The organism is Lederbergia sp. B243.17, assembly GCF_057657925.1.
In genome coordinates, this window is the sequence record NZ_JBWBKF010000043.1 from 71,342 (window position 1) to 90,101 (window position 18,760).

Sequence of the window (18,760 nt, forward strand, 5' to 3'; positions counted from 1 at the left end):
TTTTGCATGTCTGAAAATCCTAAATATCGAGTGTTGTTGTATTATCAGTATGTAACAATTGAAAATCCGGAAGAATTTGCGGCAGAGCATCTTGCATTCTGCAAAGATGTCGGCTTGAAAGGCCGTATCCTTGTTGCCACAGAAGGCATTAACGGCACGGTTTCCGGTACATGGGAACAAACAGAAGCGTATATGGAAAAAATGAAGAACGATCCGCGGTTTGCGACAATGGTCTTTAAGATCGATGAAGCCGATCGCCATGCATTCAAAAAAATGCATGTCCGCCCGCGCAAAGAACTTGTCACATTGCGCCTTGAAGATGACATCAATCCGCATGAAATCACAGGGAAGTATTTGGAGCCGAAGGAATTTTTCGAGGCAATGCAAGACGAGAACACAGTTGTCCTTGATGCCCGGAATGATTATGAATATGACCTCGGCCATTTCCGCGGCGCCATCCGCCCGGACATCGAAACGTTCCGCGACCTGCCTGATTGGGTCCGTGAAAACAAAGAGGTTCTTGAAGGAAAAAAAATCCTTACCTATTGCACAGGCGGTATCCGCTGCGAGAAATTCTCGGGCTGGCTGAAGCGCGAAGGTTTTGAAGATGTGTCACAGCTGCACGGCGGCATCGTCACATACGGAAAAGACCCTGAAGTGCAAGGCGAACTTTGGGATGGACAGTGCTATGTGTTCGACGAAAGGATCGCGGTTCCAGTCAATCAGAAGGAACATGTCATCGTCGGACGTGAATACTTTGACGGCACGCCATGCGAGCGCTATGTAAATTGCGCAAACCCTGAATGCAACAAACAATTCCTTTGCCATGAGGAAAATGAACATAAATACATGCGGAGCTGCACAGATGAATGCCGCGTACATCCGCGTAACCTTTATATTAAAGAGCATGATCTTTCCGAAGATGAGGTTAAAGCCCGTCTTGAAAAAATCGAAGAGGAAAGAAAAGCGACAGTATAATCAGTGAAACGAAGTGCCCGTCCGGGATGAGCTATTAAGCTCTCCGGACGGGCGCTTTTTTTGTCGGTGTCTAGCTCCAGGCGCCATCGGCTCGAGTCATAAGTCAATCGCTTCCGAAGGCAAACAGCGCCTTCTGTCAGCGCTTGTCTTATGCTTGTCGCCGATAGGCGGGCGCCTTGTGCTTTTCTTAAGTGTACATCTTCGCCAGCCGGGTATAGACGGGGGAGAGAAAATTTTAAGGAGGGTTTCTATATGGATAAAAAAGTTATCGGTGTTTTTCATTCAGTGGAGGAAGCAATCCGAGAAATTGAGAAATTGGAGAGAGAAGGGTATACCTCTTGCGATATTTATGCGGTTGCGAAAGACAAAGACGAATTTTCGACGATGCGGGGCCGGACCGATATCGATGTCAGGGCGGCGAATCAGACCTGGCATGAGCGCTTCGCCGATATGATGAAGGGGGAGCAGCCGTTCAGGGATGCCTTGTCAAGAGTCGGGCTAACGGATGCTGAAATTGACCGCTATCATGGGGACATAGAAAAGGGAGGCATTCTTGTCTATGTGGATAGGGATGCGTCCGGCAGGGCGGATGCAGGAGGTCAGGGCATTCGCGAACATGTGGCAGAAGGGCTGGCAGCGGATGATCCTTTGATTCAGCGCGTGGGCAGTGGGGTCGATGACAATCTAACGAATGTTGATGAAGAGGCCCGTTTGCAGTTGCATGAAGAAAAGCTGCGTGTCGATAAGACAAAGGTGGAAAGCGGGGAAGTAACTCTCGGCAAGCATGTCGTCGAAGAAGAACAGTCCGTTGATGTGCCGGTCAGCAGGGAAGAAGTGTACATCGAACGCAGGCCGGTTGGCGAACAAGCCGCAAAAGATGAAGCCGCTGCCTCATTTGAAACGGGTACGGATGAAATCCGCATCCCGCTCAAAGAAGAGCGTGTGGAAGTGACGAAAAAGCCAGTCGTCAATGAAGAAATTATCATTGGCAAGAAAGAGGTCAAAAATACGGAAACGGTGAGCGAAACGGTACGCAGGGAAGAGGCGGACATCAAGGGAATGGATCATTTGAACGACAAAGAAGATGGCGGCCTATAAATAAAATAAGCCGGGAATCCCTTTATGATGGGATTACCGGCTCTTTATGTGTTATTGATAGCTCTCTTCCAATTGATCGATCAGCGAGCCGACATAGGCAACGGCTTTCTCGATCGGCTCCGGCGAGGACATGTCGACACCGGAAAGTTTGATCAAGTCTAGCGGCTTCAGCGTGCCGCCTGCTTTCAAGAGGTCGAGCCAGCGGTCAACAGCAGGCTGCCCTTCCTCCTTGATCATTTCGGCAGCTGCGGTGGAAACAGTCAAACCTGCCGAATACGTGTATGGGTAGAGCCCCATATAGTAATGCGGCTGGCGCATCCATGTCAGGCTCGCGCCTTCATCGATTTCGACCGTGTCACCCCAGAATGCCTTTAACACGTCCGATTTCAGGCCGCAGAGCAGCTTCGCAGTAATCGGTGTGCCGCCTTCAGCCGCTGTATAAACACGGCGCTGGTATTCGCCTTCCAGCAGGTGGGTGACGAAGTTGTGGTAGTACGTGCCGAGGAGCTGCAGGATGACCCAGCGCTTCATCCGTGTGTCGTCACCGGCTTTTTTCATCAAATGTTCCGCCAGCAGAAGCTCGTTGATCGTCGATGGCGCCTCGATATTGTACATGGATGGCCGCGTATTAAAAAGCGACTGATTTTTGCCGGCGAGGTAGAAATGCCCGGCATGGCCAAGTTCATGGGCAAGCACGAATGCGCTTCTCATGTTGTCAGTCCAAGTGATCAGAATATAGGGGTGGACGCCATACGGGCTGTTACAGAAAGCGCCGGTTGATTTGCCGACATTGTCTGCGAGGTCGACCCAGCGTTCTGTCATTGCCCGCTTCATTCCCTCGCTGTATTCTTCGCCCATGACACTGAGCGCTTCGAGAATCGTATCCGTCGTTTCCTCATACGTTGTCACCGGGCTGAATTCCGGATCGAGCGGCGCTTTCAAGTCGCAAAAACGCATTGTCTCGAGGCCGAGCACACGTTTTTTCAACGCAGCGAAACGGCGCATATGCGGTGCCAGTTCCTTTTGAATGATATCGAGCTGGTTGTTGTACATCTCGAGCGTGACCTGCTGCGGGTGGAGCAGCATATGCGTGACCGATTCATAGCCGCGCAGACGTGAAAGGGCCAGCTGTTTGTTCACTTCAGCAGCATAAGTTGCGGCATATGTGTTTTTATATTGCTTTAAAGTATGAACGAAGGAATCATAGGCTTTCCGGCGAACTTCCGTATCTGGTGTCTGTTCGTATTCGTCTTCAAAGAGCGCAAACGAGACGGGCAGTTCGTTGCCCTCATCATCCTGGATCGAGTCGAATTGCATGTCGGAAGATTTGCTTGTTTGATAGATCGCATACGGTGCAGCGAGCACTTCGCCGAGTGCAGCCAGTGCTTTCTCCGTTTCGGGGGAGAGCATGTATTCTTTCTTTTCCAGCAGGTCGGCGAGTGTTTTCTTGTATTTTGCCAGCTCAGGGCTGTTCAAGTATTCTTCAAGTTTTTCGGATGGCAGAGCAAGGATTTCTGAATCGATGAATGATAACTCGGCACCGACTTTGGCCTGCATTGCGGCAACCTTTGAAAAATCCCCCTGGTTGACAGGGTCAGTTCCATCCGCTGATTGGCGCAGACTTGCATAGGCGGAAACCCGTATTGCCTTTTCCTGTAGTTTCTCCAAAGCGTCAAAACAGCCGAGCAGCGTTTCTGGGCTCTCCCCAATCTTTCCTCTATATTTAGTGACGGAAGGGAGGTCACTGGTTAAGGCTTCTAGTGCCTTTTCCCAATCTTCCCTTGTTGCGAATAAATCGCGCAGATCCCATGTAAGTGCTTCAGGAACTTCCTGGCGCGTCAAACGTTTTTCCTTCAATTTTTGCATTAGGAAAACCCCTTTATGTATTATTTCGGAACTCTAAACAATTCTTATTATATCCGAAAAAGACCAACAATCCAATATATTCGGAAAGTTTTAGCAAAAAAACCGGGCTGCATGTAGGATGCAGTCCCGGTTTTTTTCTTATGCATACATTTCCGCCGCTTTTTTCTGTAATTCATCGTTTTCGAGATACTCATCATACGTCATTTGTTTGTCGATGATGCCTTTTGGCGTGATCTCAATGATGCGGTTTGCGATCGTCTGAATGAACTGATGGTCATGCGATGCGAAAATGATGGAGCCTTTGAAGTTGATCAGCCCGTTGTTCAGGGCAGTGATCGATTCAAGGTCCAAGTGGTTCGTCGGCTCATCCAACATGAGCACGTTTGAGCCGCTCAGCATCATTTTCGACAGCATGCAGCGCACTTTTTCCCCTCCAGAGAGGACGCTTGCTTTCTTTTTCACTTCTTCGCCGGAGAACAGCATTCTGCCGAGGAAGCCGCGGAGGAAGCTTTCGCTGTCGTCCTGTGGTGAGAACTGGCGGAGCCAATCGACGAGGTTCAGGTCGCATCCGTCAAAAAACTCCGAGTTGTCTTTCGGGAAATAGGATTGTGACGTTGTAACGCCCCATTTGAATGTGCCGCTATCCGGCTCCATTTCGCCTGCGAGAATTTTGAACAGCGTCGTCTTCGCTATTTCATTCGCTCCGACCAAGGCAATTTTGTCGTCTTTGTTCATAATGAAAGAGACGTTATCAAGAACTTTCACGCCGTCAACCGTTTTTGTCAGCCCTTCGACGCGGAGCAGGTCGTTGCCGATTTCACGATCAGGTGAAAAGCCGACGAACGGATAGCGTCTGGAAGAAGGCTGGATGTCATCAAGCGTAATTTTATCAAGCAATTTTTTCCTTGATGTTGCCTGTTTCGATTTAGAGGCGTTCGCACTAAACCGCGCGATAAAGGCCTGAAGCTCCTTGATTTTCTCTTCCTTCTTTTTGTTTGCATCTGAAGCCATCCTTTGCGCAAGCTGGCTCGACTCATACCAGAAATCATAGTTTCCGACGTAGATCTGAATTTTTCCGAAATCAAGGTCGGCGATATGCGTGCACACTTTGTTCAGGAAGTGACGGTCATGCGACACGACGATGACAGTGTTCTCAAAATTGATCAGGAACTCCTCAAGCCATTGGATTGCCTGGATATCAAGGTGGTTCGTCGGCTCGTCAAGGAGCAGGACGTCCGGTTTGCCGAACAAAGCTTGTGCCAAGAGAACCTTCACTTTATCAGAGCCGGAAAGCTCCGCCATTTTTTTGTGATGAAGGTCTTCGCCTACACCGAGGCCTTTCAAGAGAACGGCCGCTTCGGATTCCGCTTCCCATCCGTTCAATTCCGCGAATTCGCCTTCAAGTTCTGCAGCCTTCATGCCGTCTTCTTCGGAGAAATCCTCCTTCATGTAGATGGCGTCCTTTTCCTGCATGATTTGGTACAGGCGGGCGTGACCCATGATGACAACCTTCAGAACTTCCTCTTCCTCATACTGAAAGTGATCCTGTTTCAGCACGGCAAGACGCTCGCCTGGCGTCATGTGGACATTTCCGGACTGCGGCTCCAGCTCGCCGGAGAGAATTTTAATAAAGGTCGATTTACCGGCACCGTTCGCACCGATCAAGCCATAGCAATTGCCAGGGGTGAATTTGATATTTATATCTTCGAATAATTTGCGGTCCCCGTAACGGAGCCCGACGTTTTGGACAGTAATCAAAGTACAACATTCCTCCAATATAGGGTATTCGCTAATAGTATAGCATGATTCCCGGCCGGAGTCGCTAGTATACTCGGAGGAATTGCAAGTGGGGCTTGGCCATCGGGAAGAAAAAAGCGGTAGGGGGGAAAACGTGCAGCTAAGCGGGGATACCGGGGAATAACTGAGCGCTATCCGAGAATTAAAGAGGGCAGTGAGAGAAAAAAGGGCTATCCGCGAATAACCTGTCGCTATCCGAGAATAACGGAAAGCCGTCCGAGAATAAAAGAGCGCTATCCGAGAAAAAAGGCTATCCGCGAATAACCTGTCGCTATGCGAGAATAACGGAGACCCATCCGCGAATAAAGGTGCGGCAACCGAGAAAAAGCAAAACTAACCGGATAAACAGCCCAATTTCTAGTTAAGCTATCCAAAACAGAGCGGGATTTTTCGCCCAGGACGCAGCATTTGTCGAGAAGCCGATTTGGTTTCTCTTTTGGATTAGCGTATAATAGATATATTAACTTGAAAGGGGATCTTTGTGATGGCTTATAGAAGGGGGCCGCAAGAGCCTGTACCTGAAGAAGAAACAGTAGTATGGTCATGCACGAATGATGACTGTACATGCTGGATGAGGGATGCCTTTTCTTCCGACGAAAAAACCGTTTGTCCGATATGTAAATCAGAAATGGAAAAAGAAACGAGAATGCTGCCAGTGATCAGCTGATCAACGGAACAGGCCTCCCATCAGGGGGCTTTTTTTATTTTCTTCCTGTTTATTGTAGGAAAAAGACATGTTTTCAGGGGAAAAGGGGGATATTGTTCCTGAACGATGAACTTGGAGGGATTCTCATGGACGGACAGTTTGAAAAAATGCCAGACCATCCGGAGTCGTACTGGCTTGATTCGACGGACAGCCCCACATTCCCTAGCCTCGATAAGGATGTTCAAACCGAAGTAGTGATTGTCGGAGGAGGTATTACCGGCATAACGGCTGCGTATCTGTTACTGAAGGAAGGGCTGAAGGTGGTGCTGATCGAGGCTGGGCGGATTTTTACCGGAACGACCGGCCATACAACCGCGAAAATTACGGCACAGCACGGATTGATTTATGATGAACTGATCGGCAACTTCGGCGAGGACAAGGCAAGATTGTATTATCAAGCGAATATGGAAGCGGCCGATTTTATGAGCAGGACCGTAAAGGAACTCGGGATCGACTGCCAATTTAAACAAGACGATGCTTATGTCTATACGAATTCCCAGGATTATGTAAAAGATCTTGAGAAAGAAGCGGCGGCTTATGAAAAGTTGGGGATCGACGGAGGGTATGTTAACGAAATTCCGCTTGATATCCCTGCAATCGGGGCAGTCGTCATGCGCGGCCAGTATCAATTCCATCCATTGCACTATTTGAAGGCGCTGACAGAGGAAATCGTCAAAATGGGCGGCGCTATTTACGAAGAAACGTTTGCCACGACGATGGAAGAAGGGGAAACGGTGACAGTTTCCACGAAAAATGGACCGACTGTGAAGGGCTCTTATGTCATTTCCGCTTCTCATTTTCCATTCCATGACGGACAGGCCTATTTTGCCCGGCTCTATCCTGAACGATCGTACGCCATTGCAGCAAAAGCGTCATCCCCTTATCAGGGCGGAATGTACATCAACGCCGAACAGCCATCCCGTTCGATCCGCTCCGTCCAAATCAAGGGTGAGGAATATTTGATCCTTGGCGGCGACGGGCATAAAACGGGACAGGGTGAGCCGGAGATCAAGCATTATGAAGCTCTGGAAAAATTCGCGAATGACAAATTTCAAACAACCGAAATCGCGTACCGCTGGTCGGCACAGGACTACTATTCTCCGGACAAAGTGCCATACATCGGCACCATTTCGAATAAACACCCGAATGTCTTTGTGGCTACCGGTTACCGGAAGTGGGGAATGGCGCACAGCGCAGTGGCTGCCATGCTAATCCGTGATTTGATAAAAAATCGCGACAACCGGTTTATCGATCTGTATACGCCTTCACGGTTTAAAGCGGATCCGAGCATCAAGAAGGTCGTGAAAGAAAACATGAACGTCGCCAAAGAATTGATTGGCGGCAAGCTGGACCGGCCAGACAAGGAATTGAAGGATATCGGGCCGGATGAAGGTGCTCCGGTAACGATCAAAGGTAAACGTGCCGGTGCCTACAAAACGGAGGCGGGCGAACTGTTCGTCGTCGATACAACATGCACGCACATGGGCTGCGAAGTGAACTGGAACAGCGGCGAGAGGACGTGGGACTGCCCATGCCATGGATCGAGGTTTACTTACAGCGGTGAGGTGCTCGCAGGGCCAGCGGAAGAACCGCTGAAGCGGATTAACCCGGATGAGATCGACTATTCGACTTCCACTTGAAAAAGAGGGCTGCCAGATACCGGCAGTCCTTTTATTTATTTGAGTGATGGAAAAGCTAAAAGGGTTTGAGTGGAGCAAAATTGATAATGGCTGCCACTATCGCTTCAATTAAAAAAAGAGTGGCAAGAAAGCCGCTCGTTACATATTCCCTAAAAGCTCATTCGTGGGAAAAGGATGTATCATGATGTTACAAATCCTTTTTCATCGTCCAAGAGCCCCCGTCGTCTTCATATACTTTTATAAATCCGTTATTTTCGTACATTCGCAATGCATTTTTATTGAGAGGATCGACGCTCAATGATAAAGCCGGGTATCCTTTAGAATGAGCTAAATCAATCATTTTTAATAGTAAGTTCTTTCCGATCCCTTGGCCTCTATATTGGGGCTTAATCGCCATTCCCAGCTCAGGAATTTCCTCATTAATGAAGCCATAGCCCGCATTTTCGCTACTTAATACCCTTATCCAAACGGCCCCTATAGCATTATGATCTCCATCAACAGCAACCAATGCATGGTCATGTTCTTTGCCCCAGTTTTTTAAGTATTTCTCTATATTTGGTTCTTTCAATATTTCCAGACTGGGTGCTGGTTGCCCTTCCGGGACGAAGATGGACTGGTGCAGCATTTCCCATAAGAAAGGGATATCTTTCTCCTCAAATGGCTTAATCGAATATTGTATGATGGTCACTCCTTATGTTTTATCGAGCCCAGGTCGGGAGGAGCTAGAGATCATAATCTCCCTGACCAGGCGCTCTCCGCTTTTCATTGTCCAGCTCTGGCGACTAGGGGCTCGAGGCCGCTTCGGAAAAGATCAGGTGGATTGGAAAGCATCCACCCGCTCTTTTCCTCCAGCGCTTGTCGCCCCTAAGTAATCGCCCTCCGCTTTTCTTCATTTCCAATGATTTTCAATAAATTCATCTCTCCCGGATTGTTTTCGGTCTTCGAGGTAGTGTTCTTTGTTTTTCTTATAAAAGTCCTGATGGTAGTCTTCCGCAGGGTAGAAGGTCTTGGCCGGCAGGATTTCGGTTACAATCGGTTCTTTGAATTTACCGCTCTCTGCAAGTTCTTTTTTCGATTGTTCAGCGGCAAGGCGCTGGGCCTCTGTCTGATAGAAGATGGCCGCCCGGTAGGAGTCGCCCCGATCCTGGAATTGACCGCCGGCGTCTGTCGGGTCAATCTGCTGCCAAAAAATCTCTAGCAGCTTTTCATAAGGAAAAACGTCTGGGTCATAAGTGATTTCGACCGCTTCATAATGGCCGGTTTCTCCGCCTTTGACCATTTCGTATGTAGGGTTTTCTGTGTCTCCGCCCGTATATCCTGAAACGACACGGTGAATCCCCGGCCATTGGTCGAAAGGCTTGACCATGCACCAGAAGCATCCGCCCGCGAACGTAGCTGTCTCTGTTTTTGTCATTATCCTAACCTCCTTGTTCCATAGCTTATTATAGCCCGCTTTTCTGCGAAACACCAAGAGGAAATGGGTTTCCCTTCGTGAGGAAAGGGAAAAACAGAACTGCAGACTATCAAATTTCAAGGAGTGGAGAGATATGGGAGACATGCTGGATCGGATATTCTCGCTTGGGCTTGGCGCTGTTGTAGTGACTAAGGAGCAAGCGGAGAAATTGGTCGATGAGCTCGTCAAAAAAGGTGAAGTGAAACGGGAAGAGTCCGGTAGAATGACTGAAGAACTCTACCAAAGAGGGAAAGATGCGAAGGAAGAATTTGACGCCGCCGTCGAAAAACGGGCGAAGGATTTGTATCGTTCGCTAAACCTTGCAACGAAGGAGGATATCACCCGGCTGGAAGAGCGGATTGCTGCTCTGGAGGCGGACAGGAGACGAGAACAGACAACGATTATAAAAGATCCTGATCTGCCGGACGACCCGGTGCTATAAGTCGGCCAGTCGGAGAGGAGAGGGAAAGTGGTTGAAAAGAAAGCTGAGGCATTTTCACCGATATCAGGAAATCATGAATGCTTTTATCAAAAATGGATTTTCCTTTATTGTTAAAGAGCTGGGCTTTTCCGGAAAAGTTTCGGTTAAAGAACGGAAAGGGGATCCGGAATCGGCGAATCATCCGCTCGGCGAGAGAATTCGGAATATGCTCGAGGATTTGGGGCCGACATTCGTTAAGCTGGGCCAAATGGCGAGTACGCGGCCGGATTTAATACCGCCTGATATTTTAAAAGAGCTGGAAAAACTGCAGGACCAGGGCAGCACGATTCCATTTAAAGAGATTGAGAAGACGATTGAAATGGAGCTCGGCAGCAATGTAGGTTCATTGTTTGCCGAGTTCGAAGAAACACCTGTTGCCGCCGCGTCCATTGGACAGGTTCATCATGCGAAGCTACATACGGGAGACCCCGTGGCTGTAAAAGTGCAGCGACCCTATATCCGTACGACGATGGAAACGGATCTGGAGATCATCCGTGATCTTTCCGGTCTGCTCGAGAAGCGGTTCAGCTGGGCAAAGCAGCTTTCTTTAAAGGAGCTGATAAAGGAATTTTCTGAGTCGCTCATGAAGGAGCTCGATTACGAAAATGAAGCGAAGAACGGTGAACGGGCGGCCTCGTTCAATTTAGAACATGATGTCGTTGTCCCTGCCGTCCATTGGGAATTCACGACTTCCAAAGTGCTGACCGTCGATTTTATCAATGGTGTGAAAATCACGGATGAAGAAGAGTTGGTCAAACACGGCTATGCTCCCGAAGAAATTGCAGTACAGTTTGCCCGTACGATGTTTCGGCAGATGTTTCAGGATGGATTTTTCCATGCGGATCCGCACCCCGGCAATGTGCTTATTGTAGATGGGCAGCGGATTGCATTGATCGACTTTGGGCTTGTCGGCACCTTGGATAAGGAAATGAAGGAAAATTTCTCGTCGTTGATTATTGCCATGCATCAGGAGGATACCGATGCGATGATCCGTGCTATCGAAAAGATGGGGATGTTCCCAAGGAGCCTTGACCGGTCAAGACTGTATATCGACGTCGAGGAAATGCGCCTGAAATATGCGGATACATCAGTCGGCGATCTTCGGATTGGCGAGCTGATCAATGAAATGTTCGCACTGTCATACAGGTATGACATCTCTTTCCCTCCAGAGTTGACGCTGCTCGGAAAAACAGTTCTATCGGTAGAGTCCATTATCAAAAAGCTTTATCCGAATATGAATATGCTTGACGAATTGTATGAAATCGGGAAGGAGATGTTGTCAGAACGGTATAAGCCCGATCATGTCCTTCGGCGCTTCTGGCTAAAATCGCTTGAAAACGTCCGAATTCTGGAAGATTTGCCGGGTGAAGCACAGGATCTATTGACTTTGCTCAAGCGCGGCCGGTTCCGCCTTGAAGTCGGAAGTCCACAGCTCGACAGATTCCTTCGGAAAATGGACATCGTCGTTAACCGTCTTTCCTACAGTATTGTACTGCTTGCGTTCAGCATCATCATGAGCGGGCTGATCATCGGTTCATCCATTGCCAATTCCAACGCGATGATGTGGAAATTGCCGCTGATCGAAATCGGCTTCGTCATCGCGGTGATGATGGTGCTATGGCTGCTTTACTCGATCATCAAATCAGGAAGATTATGAATCAAGGCCTTCCCGTTACTGCGGGGAGGCCATTTTGGATTGGCGGGTTGGGGACATGCTCGGAGTTATGATTCAAAAACGGCTGAAGGCTTGAAAGCGCCTTTTTCCGTTTCCGGCTTATGCTTGTCGCCCCTGGGCAAGGCTCCCTCCGCATTTCGTTGTCCTGTTCTGAGCAATAAGGGCTCGAGGTCGCTTCGAAAAAGCATAGATGGGTTGGAATCACCCACCCATGCTTTTCTCCAGCGCTTGTCGCCCCTGATCAATCGCCCTTCACTTTTCGTTGTCCAGTTCCGGGCGGCAGGGGCTCGAGGTCATAAGCCAAAAACGGCTAAAGGCTTGAAAGCGCCTTTTGCTTCTTCGTCCTTATACTTGTCGCCCCTGGGCAAGGCGCCCTCCACTTTACGTAATGTCCAGCTCCAGACGCCAGCGACTAGCAGATTTCAGGATTCTTCCTACGATAAGTCAACAACGGCTCCTGCGTCGCCGTGTTTCCTTTATCTCGTCAGAATCCCTCCAATCTGTACGTGCTAAACGTCGCCCTCCGCATTTCTCTGTCCAGCTTCGGCGCCTAGGGGCTCGAGGTCATAAGTCCAAAGAAGCTAAAGGCTGGAAAGCGCCTTTTGCTTCTTCGTCCTTATGCTTGTCGCCCCTGGGCAAGGCGCCTCCGCTTTTCGTTAGTGCTTAATTCGGGAAGCGAAATAGTGGTTTGTGGTACGATGGGATGAAGCAGCCCGGCGTGGGTCGGGAAATGAGAGAATATTCAATCCGGGGGTACGACATGAGAGCATTATCGTATTTAAAGAAATACCGCTTGCTGATGGCGGTTGCCTGGACGTTGATGGGGATTGAGCTTGCGGTTGAATTGCTGCATCCGTTGTTTATGGCCAAGATCATCGATGAAGGGATTGTGGTGAAGGATCTTTCGCAGGTAATGAAATGGGGCGGAGTCATGGTCGGGATGTCGTTTTTCGCATTTGCGGCCGGTATTACGAATTCATTTTTTTCAGCGAAGGTCAGTCAAGGGTTTGGCTTTGATGTGAGGGGGGCGCTGTTCAAGAAGGTGCAGTCATTCGCCTTTAGCAATCTGTCAAAATTTGAATCTTCTTCTCTCGTTACAAGGCTGACGAATGATGTTACCCAAGTTCAAAATACGGTTTTTATGAGTTTGCGGATCATGCTGCGGGCGCCATTGCTTGCGGCCGGCGGCATTATCATGGCGTTTTGGGTAAACGCAAAGCTAGCACTGATTCTTTTTATTCCGATGCCGTTTCTGCTCGTTTTGCTTGTATATATGATGAATCGGAATGGCCGCCAATTCAAGCAGGTACAGCGGAAGCTTGATGATGTGAACGAGGTCATTCAGGAAAATTTGACTGGTATTCGTCTTGTTCGGGCGTTTTTGCGGAGAAAGTATGAGGAAGGGAAGTTCCGGAAGGCGAACGAGACGCTCCGCGATGGGACGGTGCGGGCGTTTAGAACGGTGGAACTGACGGCGCCGATTTTGTTGTTTGTCATGAATGCGGCCCTGCTCGTCGTCCTTTGGTTCGGCTCCAAGCAGATTACAGGAGGAAGCGTGAAGCTCGGGGAACTAGTCGCTGTCGTGAATTACGGGTTCAGGATTACTTCGGCGCTGTCGATGCTCACCTTCATCATCATGGCATTTTCACGCGGAAAAGCGTCGCTCCAGCGGATCGACGAGGTGCTGGATGAGCCGGTCGATATGATGGACAATCCGTCCTCAACAGAGGCAAACATTTCAGGCGGCAGCGTCGAGTTTGACGATGTCACCTTCACGTATCCGGGAAAACAGGACCCGGCCGTCTCAGACCTGACGTTTACAGTCGGAGCGGGCAAGACAGCTGCGGTTATGGGAGCGACAGGAGCGGGCAAATCGACCCTGTTCGGACTGATTCCCCGCCTTTATGATCCGCAAAAGGGACAGGTGAAAATTGACGGAGTGGATGTAAAGAGGGTGCAGGCGGAGACGCTGAGAAGGCAGATCGGTTATTCGCCGCAGGAGGCGTTTTTGTTTACGGGGACAATCCGGGAAAACATCGCCTGGGGCTCAGATCGCTATACGATGGAGGAAGTTGTCCAGGCGGCGAAGGATGCGCAAATCCATGAAACGATAATGAAGTTTCCGGAAAAATACGAAACGAAGGTTGGGCAAAAAGGGGTGAATCTGTCCGGCGGTCAGAAGCAAAGACTTGCGATTGCAAGGGCATTGATCCGGAAGCCGTCCCTGCTCATGCTCGATGACAGCACGAGCGCTCTCGATCTTGCGACGGAACAGAAGCTGCTAGAGGCAGTAAAACGCTATGAGTGCACACTTCTGCTTGTTACCCAGAAGATCAGCGCGGCGATGTCGGCTGATGTCATCCTGCTGCTTGATGACGGCCGGCTGCTCGCTAAAGGCACACATGCCGAGCTGCTCCGGAACTCGGAGCTGTACATGCAGATTTACAAAACACAATTTCCAAAGGGGGTGCGGCAGCATGGCTAAGCCAAAAACGGGAACGCTGACACGGATCTGGTCGTACCTCGCCATCGAAAAAGGCCGGCTTTTCCTCGTCTTGCTGCTCGTCGTCATCAGTTCCGCCGCCGCTTTGCTCGGCCCTTACCTGATCGGGCGCATCATCGACCTGTATATTTCACAGCACAAGGTTGAAGGACTCGCACTCGTTCTTTTTTGGACAGCGGGTGTGTATCTCGCTTTTTCTGTATCCAGCTTTCTGCAAAACTATTGGATGATCGGTATCTCGCAAAATACGGTGTTCACGATGCGGACAGAACTGTTTTCCCATTTGCACGGTCTGCCGATCGCTTATTTCGATAAGAGGCAGCACGGTGAAGTGATGAGCCGGCTGACGAATGATATCGATACGATGAGCCAGACGCTCAATTCGTCAGTGATCCAAATTTTCTCCAGTGTGCTGACGCTTGTAGGAACGGTAACGGTGATGCTGTTGATCAGCCCGATTTTGACAGGGGTGGCGATGGTTGTCGTGCCGCTCATGTATTTCGGTATGAAGTGGATCACGAATCGGACAGGCAGGCTGTTCAAGGAACAACAGCGCAATCTCGGAGAATTGAACGGGTTTATTCAGGAAACGATTGCCGGACAGAAAATCGTGAAAACATTCTCGGTCGAAGAGCATATGATCGGGGAGTTTATGGAGAAAAACGAACGGCTCCGCGCAGCAGGTTATTGGGCCCAGACGTATTCCGGTTTTATTCCGAAGCTGATGAATATGCTTAACAATTTGAGCTTCGCCCTCATCGCTGGTGCCGGGGGCATCCTTGCCCTCAATCAGCAGCTCACTGTCGGGGCGATCATCGTGTTTACGGAATACTCGCGGCAGTTCACAAGGCCGCTCAATGATCTGGCCAACCAATTCAACACACTATTGTCTGCGATTGCAGGTGCTGAGCGGGTATTTGAAATTCTGGACGAACCGCTGGAAAGGGAGCTTGCGGAACCAGGGCGGGTGAAACGGATGGAAGGCGAGATTGAGTTCAAGCATGTTTCCTTCTCTTATGGGAAAAATGCGCCGACAATCGATGATGTATCTTTTTCTGCCTCTCCGGGTGAAACGATTGCCCTCGTTGGGCCGACTGGCGCCGGTAAGACGACCGTCATCGGGCTCCTTGCCCGTTTTTATGATCCTGATAAAGGGGCGATTTTGATCGATGGGATGAAAACGACCGATATCAACCGGCAGGATCTCAGAAATCATATCGGCTTTGTGCTTCAGGATGCATTCATCTTTAAAGGGACAATCCGGGAAAACATCCGTTATGGCAGGCTGGATGCGACAGATTTGGAAGTTGAGGAAGCAGCGCGGAAGGCGAATGCCTATCCGTTCATCATGAAAATGCCGGAAGGGTTTGACACAACGCTTGAGCAAGGGGGAGGTGGCATCAGCCAGGGGCAAAGACAGCTGTTGTCGATAGCCAGGGCGATGATCTCCAATCCTTCTCTGCTCATTCTCGACGAGGCGACGAGCAACATCGATACGGTGACCGAAATGAAGATCCAGCAGGCATTGAAAAGGCTGATGGACGGGAGGACGAGTATTGTCATTGCACACAGGCTGAATACGATCCAAGAGGCAGACCGGATTATTGTGCTCGATGAAGGAAGAGTCGCGGAAACCGGCACCCATGAGGAACTGCTGGCGGAAAAAGGGTTCTATGCCCGCCTCTATGATAGCCAGCTCCGCCAGGAATCGGTCTAAGAAACGGATTCCTGGCATACTGGTTCAATACTCGACTTTCTTGCGAATATGGGTTTTGCTGAAAATGGCAGGTTCTGGGTCAAAATATTCGTCTGTATAACGGGCGACGAATGTTGATCCTGTGACATAGCCTGCTCCCCAAGTCGGGTCCATGACGAGCCAGTCTCCGTCTATTTTCGCTTCGATCCAGGCATGGTTTTCCTTCACCGTGCCGTTTCCTGCTTCTCCGGCGACGTATCTCGCTTCTATGCCGCTTGCCCGTAGGAGGGCTGCGGCAAGATAGGCATAATCCTGGCAGACGCCGGAACGCTTTTTCAGTGTTTTCAAGGCGCTGTCGTCCCATTCGAACTGATTGGTCTCGTATTTTTCCGTGTCATAGGTAATATTTCGGGCTGTATATTCGTAAATCGCTTTTGCTTTTTCTCGGTCGCTTTGAGCATCCTTCGTTAGCTGATGGGCGAGAGCACGGATTTCCGGAGCTTCGGCTTCAATTCCGCGTGACGGCAGCAAATTGCGCTTGTCCTCTCTTGCCGTATTTTCCACCTTGAAGGCGGCAACGGAATAAAAACTAAAGTACGGAGCTGGATCCGGATTGATTTCAGGAACATTGACGGTCACTTCGTACTCACCGGGCCCAAAGCGCAAATAAATGTCATCGTCGAAGGAAAAGTTTTGAACGGGAATGATATCGAGTGCCTCATCTTTCCCTTTTTTCGTTTTGACATAGAGATGTGTCGTTTGCTTGGCATATTCAGCATCTGGGTTGATGCTGCCACTGATGCGGTAGGTCAGTTCGGTCTTGTCACCGCCAAATTTCGGCTGAGTCAAATCAATGCCGCGTGTCTCATAATCTTTATGGAATTGGATCGGCTCCGTTCTTTTGCCGGAGAGGTTGTCCGCCAGAAAAGCGGTGCCGTACTGGTAGAGATTGTCTTCGTTCTCGTCGGGAACTAGAATATTGATTTCGTGCGTCCCCTTTCCAAAAAAGAGGGGAAGGTCATAAGTAAAATGGCTGTTGGTGACTGGGATGACGTGCTGCCATGTTTCATCGCCTTTCTTAATCTGCAGCATAACGTTTTCCAATTTTTTTGACTGGGTGAGTTCTCCTTCAATCGGCACGGAGCCGCTGTATCGGCCAAAGCCTGCTGCGGGCTCCTTTAATTTCAGGCCAGCCTTCAGGGCAATCGGCGTGTAGGCAATGTCGCGTGATCGCCGGGGATTGACGTTTTGGACGGTGAATTGGGCGATTTCCACATAATAGTTTTCCCTGTCCATGCTAGGCAGCATGATCTGGACGGTGTACGTGCCTTCCCCATTAAAAAAACGGATTGTCTGATCGAGGACCCCTTTGTCGATCGGTGCGTAGTATTCAAAGATACCGTCTTCTCCGGGGTTTCCGTCTTGTTTGATTTTGATCCAGGCATAGTCTCCTGCCAAGCGGTTCCACTTGGCGATCTTGCCTTTTATCGTCATTTCTTCATTTACAGCGAAAGATTCATAGAGCGGCATTGTAAATTCAGTGCCGGTTGTTCGGCTATATTCGGAAAGTTCCAATGGAACGGTAGATTTTGCTCGGTTGATTTTGGCGGCAATTGCGTCGTATTCATTTACCGCAGGTTTTTCGGCAGCCGGCACATCGGTGCTTTTCGCATCTTTGGCACAGGCGCTGCAGGCCAGCAGGGCTATGGAAGAGAAGATAGCGGCTGCCAGCTTTTTGAATTTCAATCTGACTCCCCCTTATGGCCGTTAATCTTGCATTAGTTATACCATACATGCCGAAGAGGAGACAGCCAAAAGGGTGGAATAAAATAGAAATGGTCAATTAGTATGATAGTAGCGGCAACTGGGCTGCGGGAACCATTCATTGCCGAAAATGGGAATACTCTTTATAATGGAAAAATAAAAAGAACAATCCGGGGGAGGGGCTTGGCATGCCGATCAATATACCGAAGAAGATGCCTGCGCGGGAAGTGCTGGAATCCGAAAAAATATTCGTCATGGATGAAGAGAGAGCGAATCGGCAGGATATCCGACCGCTGAATATACTGATTTTGAATTTGATGCCCGAAAAGGAAAAAACGGAGGTTCAGCTGCTCCGCCTGCTCGGAAACACGCCGCTTCAGGTGAATGTTTTTTTCCTGCACATGGAAACACATGAGTCTAAAAATGTCAGCAAGTCTCATCTTGAGCAGTTTTACACGACGTTTTCGGAAATACGCGACCACAATTTTGACGGGATGATCATCACGGGTGCCCCGATTGAGCATCTGCCGTTCGAGAAGGTCAATTATTGGCAGGAATTGGAGACGATCATGGACTGGACGAAGGACCATGTGACTTCCGTTTTGCATATTTGCTGGGGAGCGCAGGCTGCACTGTACCACCATTACGGCATCGGCAAATATGAATTGCCGGCAAAATGCTCCGGTCTGTTCCGGCATCAGGTGACTGATCCGACGGTGAAGCTTGTCCGCGGTTTCGATGATGTGTTCATCGCCCCGCATTCCCGCTATACTTCGGTTTCCCAAATGGAGATCGAGCAGCATCCCGAGCTCCAGCTGTTGTCCTCAGGCGATGCCGGGCCGTTCATCATCCTGTCGAAGGACGAGAAAAATGTGATGATAACCGGGCATCTTGAATATGAGACATGCACGCTTGCCCAGGAATACGAACGGGATAAAAAGAAGGGACTGGACATTGAGCCGCCGGAGAATTATTTTCCGAACGGGGATCCGCTGCAGCCTCCGCATAATATGTGGCGCTCGCACAGCCACTTGCTGTTTTCCAACTGGCTGAATTATTATGTATATCAAGAGACTCCTTACGAATGGCCGATCTGATGCCAG

At 49.6% G+C, this 18,760-nt stretch carries 14 protein-coding genes; 9 read left to right on the top strand and 5 right to left on the bottom strand.

Translation table 11 applies throughout. The features are described 5' to 3' along the window. Positions 1–6 precede the first annotated feature (6 nt). Both trhO and AC0TWI_RS08680 read left to right on the top strand, forming a co-directional pair. A complete protein-coding gene (gene trhO / locus AC0TWI_RS08675; protein ID WP_488125945.1) occupies positions 7–978 on the top strand; it encodes an oxygen-dependent tRNA uridine(34) hydroxylase TrhO in 972 nt (323 codons plus the stop codon). A 252-nt stretch (positions 979–1,230) separates the two neighbouring features. Then, positions 1,231–2,076 carry a DUF2382 domain-containing protein gene (locus AC0TWI_RS08680; protein ID WP_488125946.1) on the top strand — a complete coding sequence of 282 codons (846 nt, stop codon included), beginning with the start codon at positions 1,231–1,233 and terminating at the stop codon, positions 2,074–2,076. A 51-nt stretch (positions 2,077–2,127) separates the two neighbouring features. Here the strand turns inward: AC0TWI_RS08680 and pepF are convergent, their stop codons facing one another. Both pepF and AC0TWI_RS08690 read right to left on the bottom strand, forming a co-directional pair. Next, a complete protein-coding gene (gene pepF, locus AC0TWI_RS08685; RefSeq protein ID WP_488125947.1) occupies positions 2,128–3,942 on the bottom strand; it encodes an oligoendopeptidase F in 1,815 nt (604 codons plus the stop codon). A 138-nt stretch (positions 3,943–4,080) separates the two neighbouring features. Then, the gene (locus AC0TWI_RS08690; RefSeq protein WP_488125948.1) at positions 4,081–5,700 is read right to left on the bottom strand and encodes an ABC-F family ATP-binding cassette domain-containing protein; all 1,620 of its coding nucleotides are present in this window, start codon (positions 5,698–5,700) and stop codon (positions 4,081–4,083) included. A 523-nt stretch (positions 5,701–6,223) separates the two neighbouring features. Here AC0TWI_RS08690 and AC0TWI_RS08695 point away from each other — a divergent pair. Beyond that, a complete protein-coding gene (locus tag AC0TWI_RS08695; RefSeq protein WP_488125949.1) occupies positions 6,224–6,406 on the top strand; it encodes a cold-shock protein in 183 nt (60 codons plus the stop codon). Between the two features lie 125 nt (positions 6,407–6,531). Further along, complete coding sequence (locus AC0TWI_RS08700) at positions 6,532–8,085, top strand: FAD-dependent oxidoreductase (RefSeq protein WP_488125950.1); 1,554 nt, start codon at positions 6,532–6,534, stop codon at positions 8,083–8,085. Between the two features lie 187 nt (positions 8,086–8,272). Here AC0TWI_RS08700 and AC0TWI_RS08705 read toward each other — a convergent pair whose 3' ends face one another. Further along, positions 8,273–8,773, bottom strand: coding sequence for an N-acetyltransferase family protein (locus AC0TWI_RS08705; protein ID WP_488125951.1), 501 nt, complete (start codon positions 8,771–8,773; stop codon positions 8,273–8,275). Between the two features lie 201 nt (positions 8,774–8,974). Beyond that, complete coding sequence (gene msrA, locus AC0TWI_RS08710; RefSeq protein ID WP_488125952.1) at positions 8,975–9,499, bottom strand: peptide-methionine (S)-S-oxide reductase MsrA; 525 nt, start codon at positions 9,497–9,499, stop codon at positions 8,975–8,977. A gap of 133 nt (positions 9,500–9,632) precedes the next feature. Between msrA and AC0TWI_RS08715 the strand changes: the two genes are divergently transcribed. The 4 genes from AC0TWI_RS08715 (at position 9,633) to AC0TWI_RS08730 (ending at position 15,914) form a co-directional block, all read left to right on the top strand. After that, complete coding sequence (locus AC0TWI_RS08715; RefSeq protein WP_488125953.1) at positions 9,633–9,980, top strand: phasin family protein; 348 nt, start codon at positions 9,633–9,635, stop codon at positions 9,978–9,980. Positions 9,981–10,011: 31 nt separating this feature from the next. Then, entirely contained in the window at positions 10,012–11,676 is a 1,665-nt protein-coding gene (locus AC0TWI_RS08720) for an ABC1 kinase family protein (RefSeq protein WP_488125954.1), read from the top strand. Between the two features lie 778 nt (positions 11,677–12,454). After that, a complete protein-coding gene (locus AC0TWI_RS08725; protein WP_488125955.1) occupies positions 12,455–14,179 on the top strand; it encodes an ABC transporter ATP-binding protein in 1,725 nt (574 codons plus the stop codon). Next, complete coding sequence (locus AC0TWI_RS08730; RefSeq protein ID WP_488125956.1) at positions 14,172–15,914, top strand: ABC transporter ATP-binding protein; 1,743 nt, start codon at positions 14,172–14,174, stop codon at positions 15,912–15,914. Before AC0TWI_RS08725 ends, AC0TWI_RS08730 begins: the two co-directional genes overlap by 8 nt. Before the next feature lie 24 nt (positions 15,915–15,938). Here the strand turns inward: AC0TWI_RS08730 and AC0TWI_RS08735 are convergent, their stop codons facing one another. Then, positions 15,939–17,639, bottom strand: a complete 1,701-nt coding sequence (locus AC0TWI_RS08735) for a transglutaminase domain-containing protein (protein WP_488125957.1) — start codon at positions 17,637–17,639, stop codon at positions 15,939–15,941. Between the two features lie 206 nt (positions 17,640–17,845). On the opposite strand from AC0TWI_RS08735, the gene metA reads away from it, so the two are divergent. Then, on the top strand, positions 17,846–18,754 hold the full coding sequence (gene metA / locus AC0TWI_RS08740; RefSeq protein ID WP_488125958.1) for a homoserine O-acetyltransferase MetA: 909 nt from the start codon (positions 17,846–17,848) through the stop codon (positions 18,752–18,754). Positions 18,755–18,760: the final 6 nt, after the last annotated feature.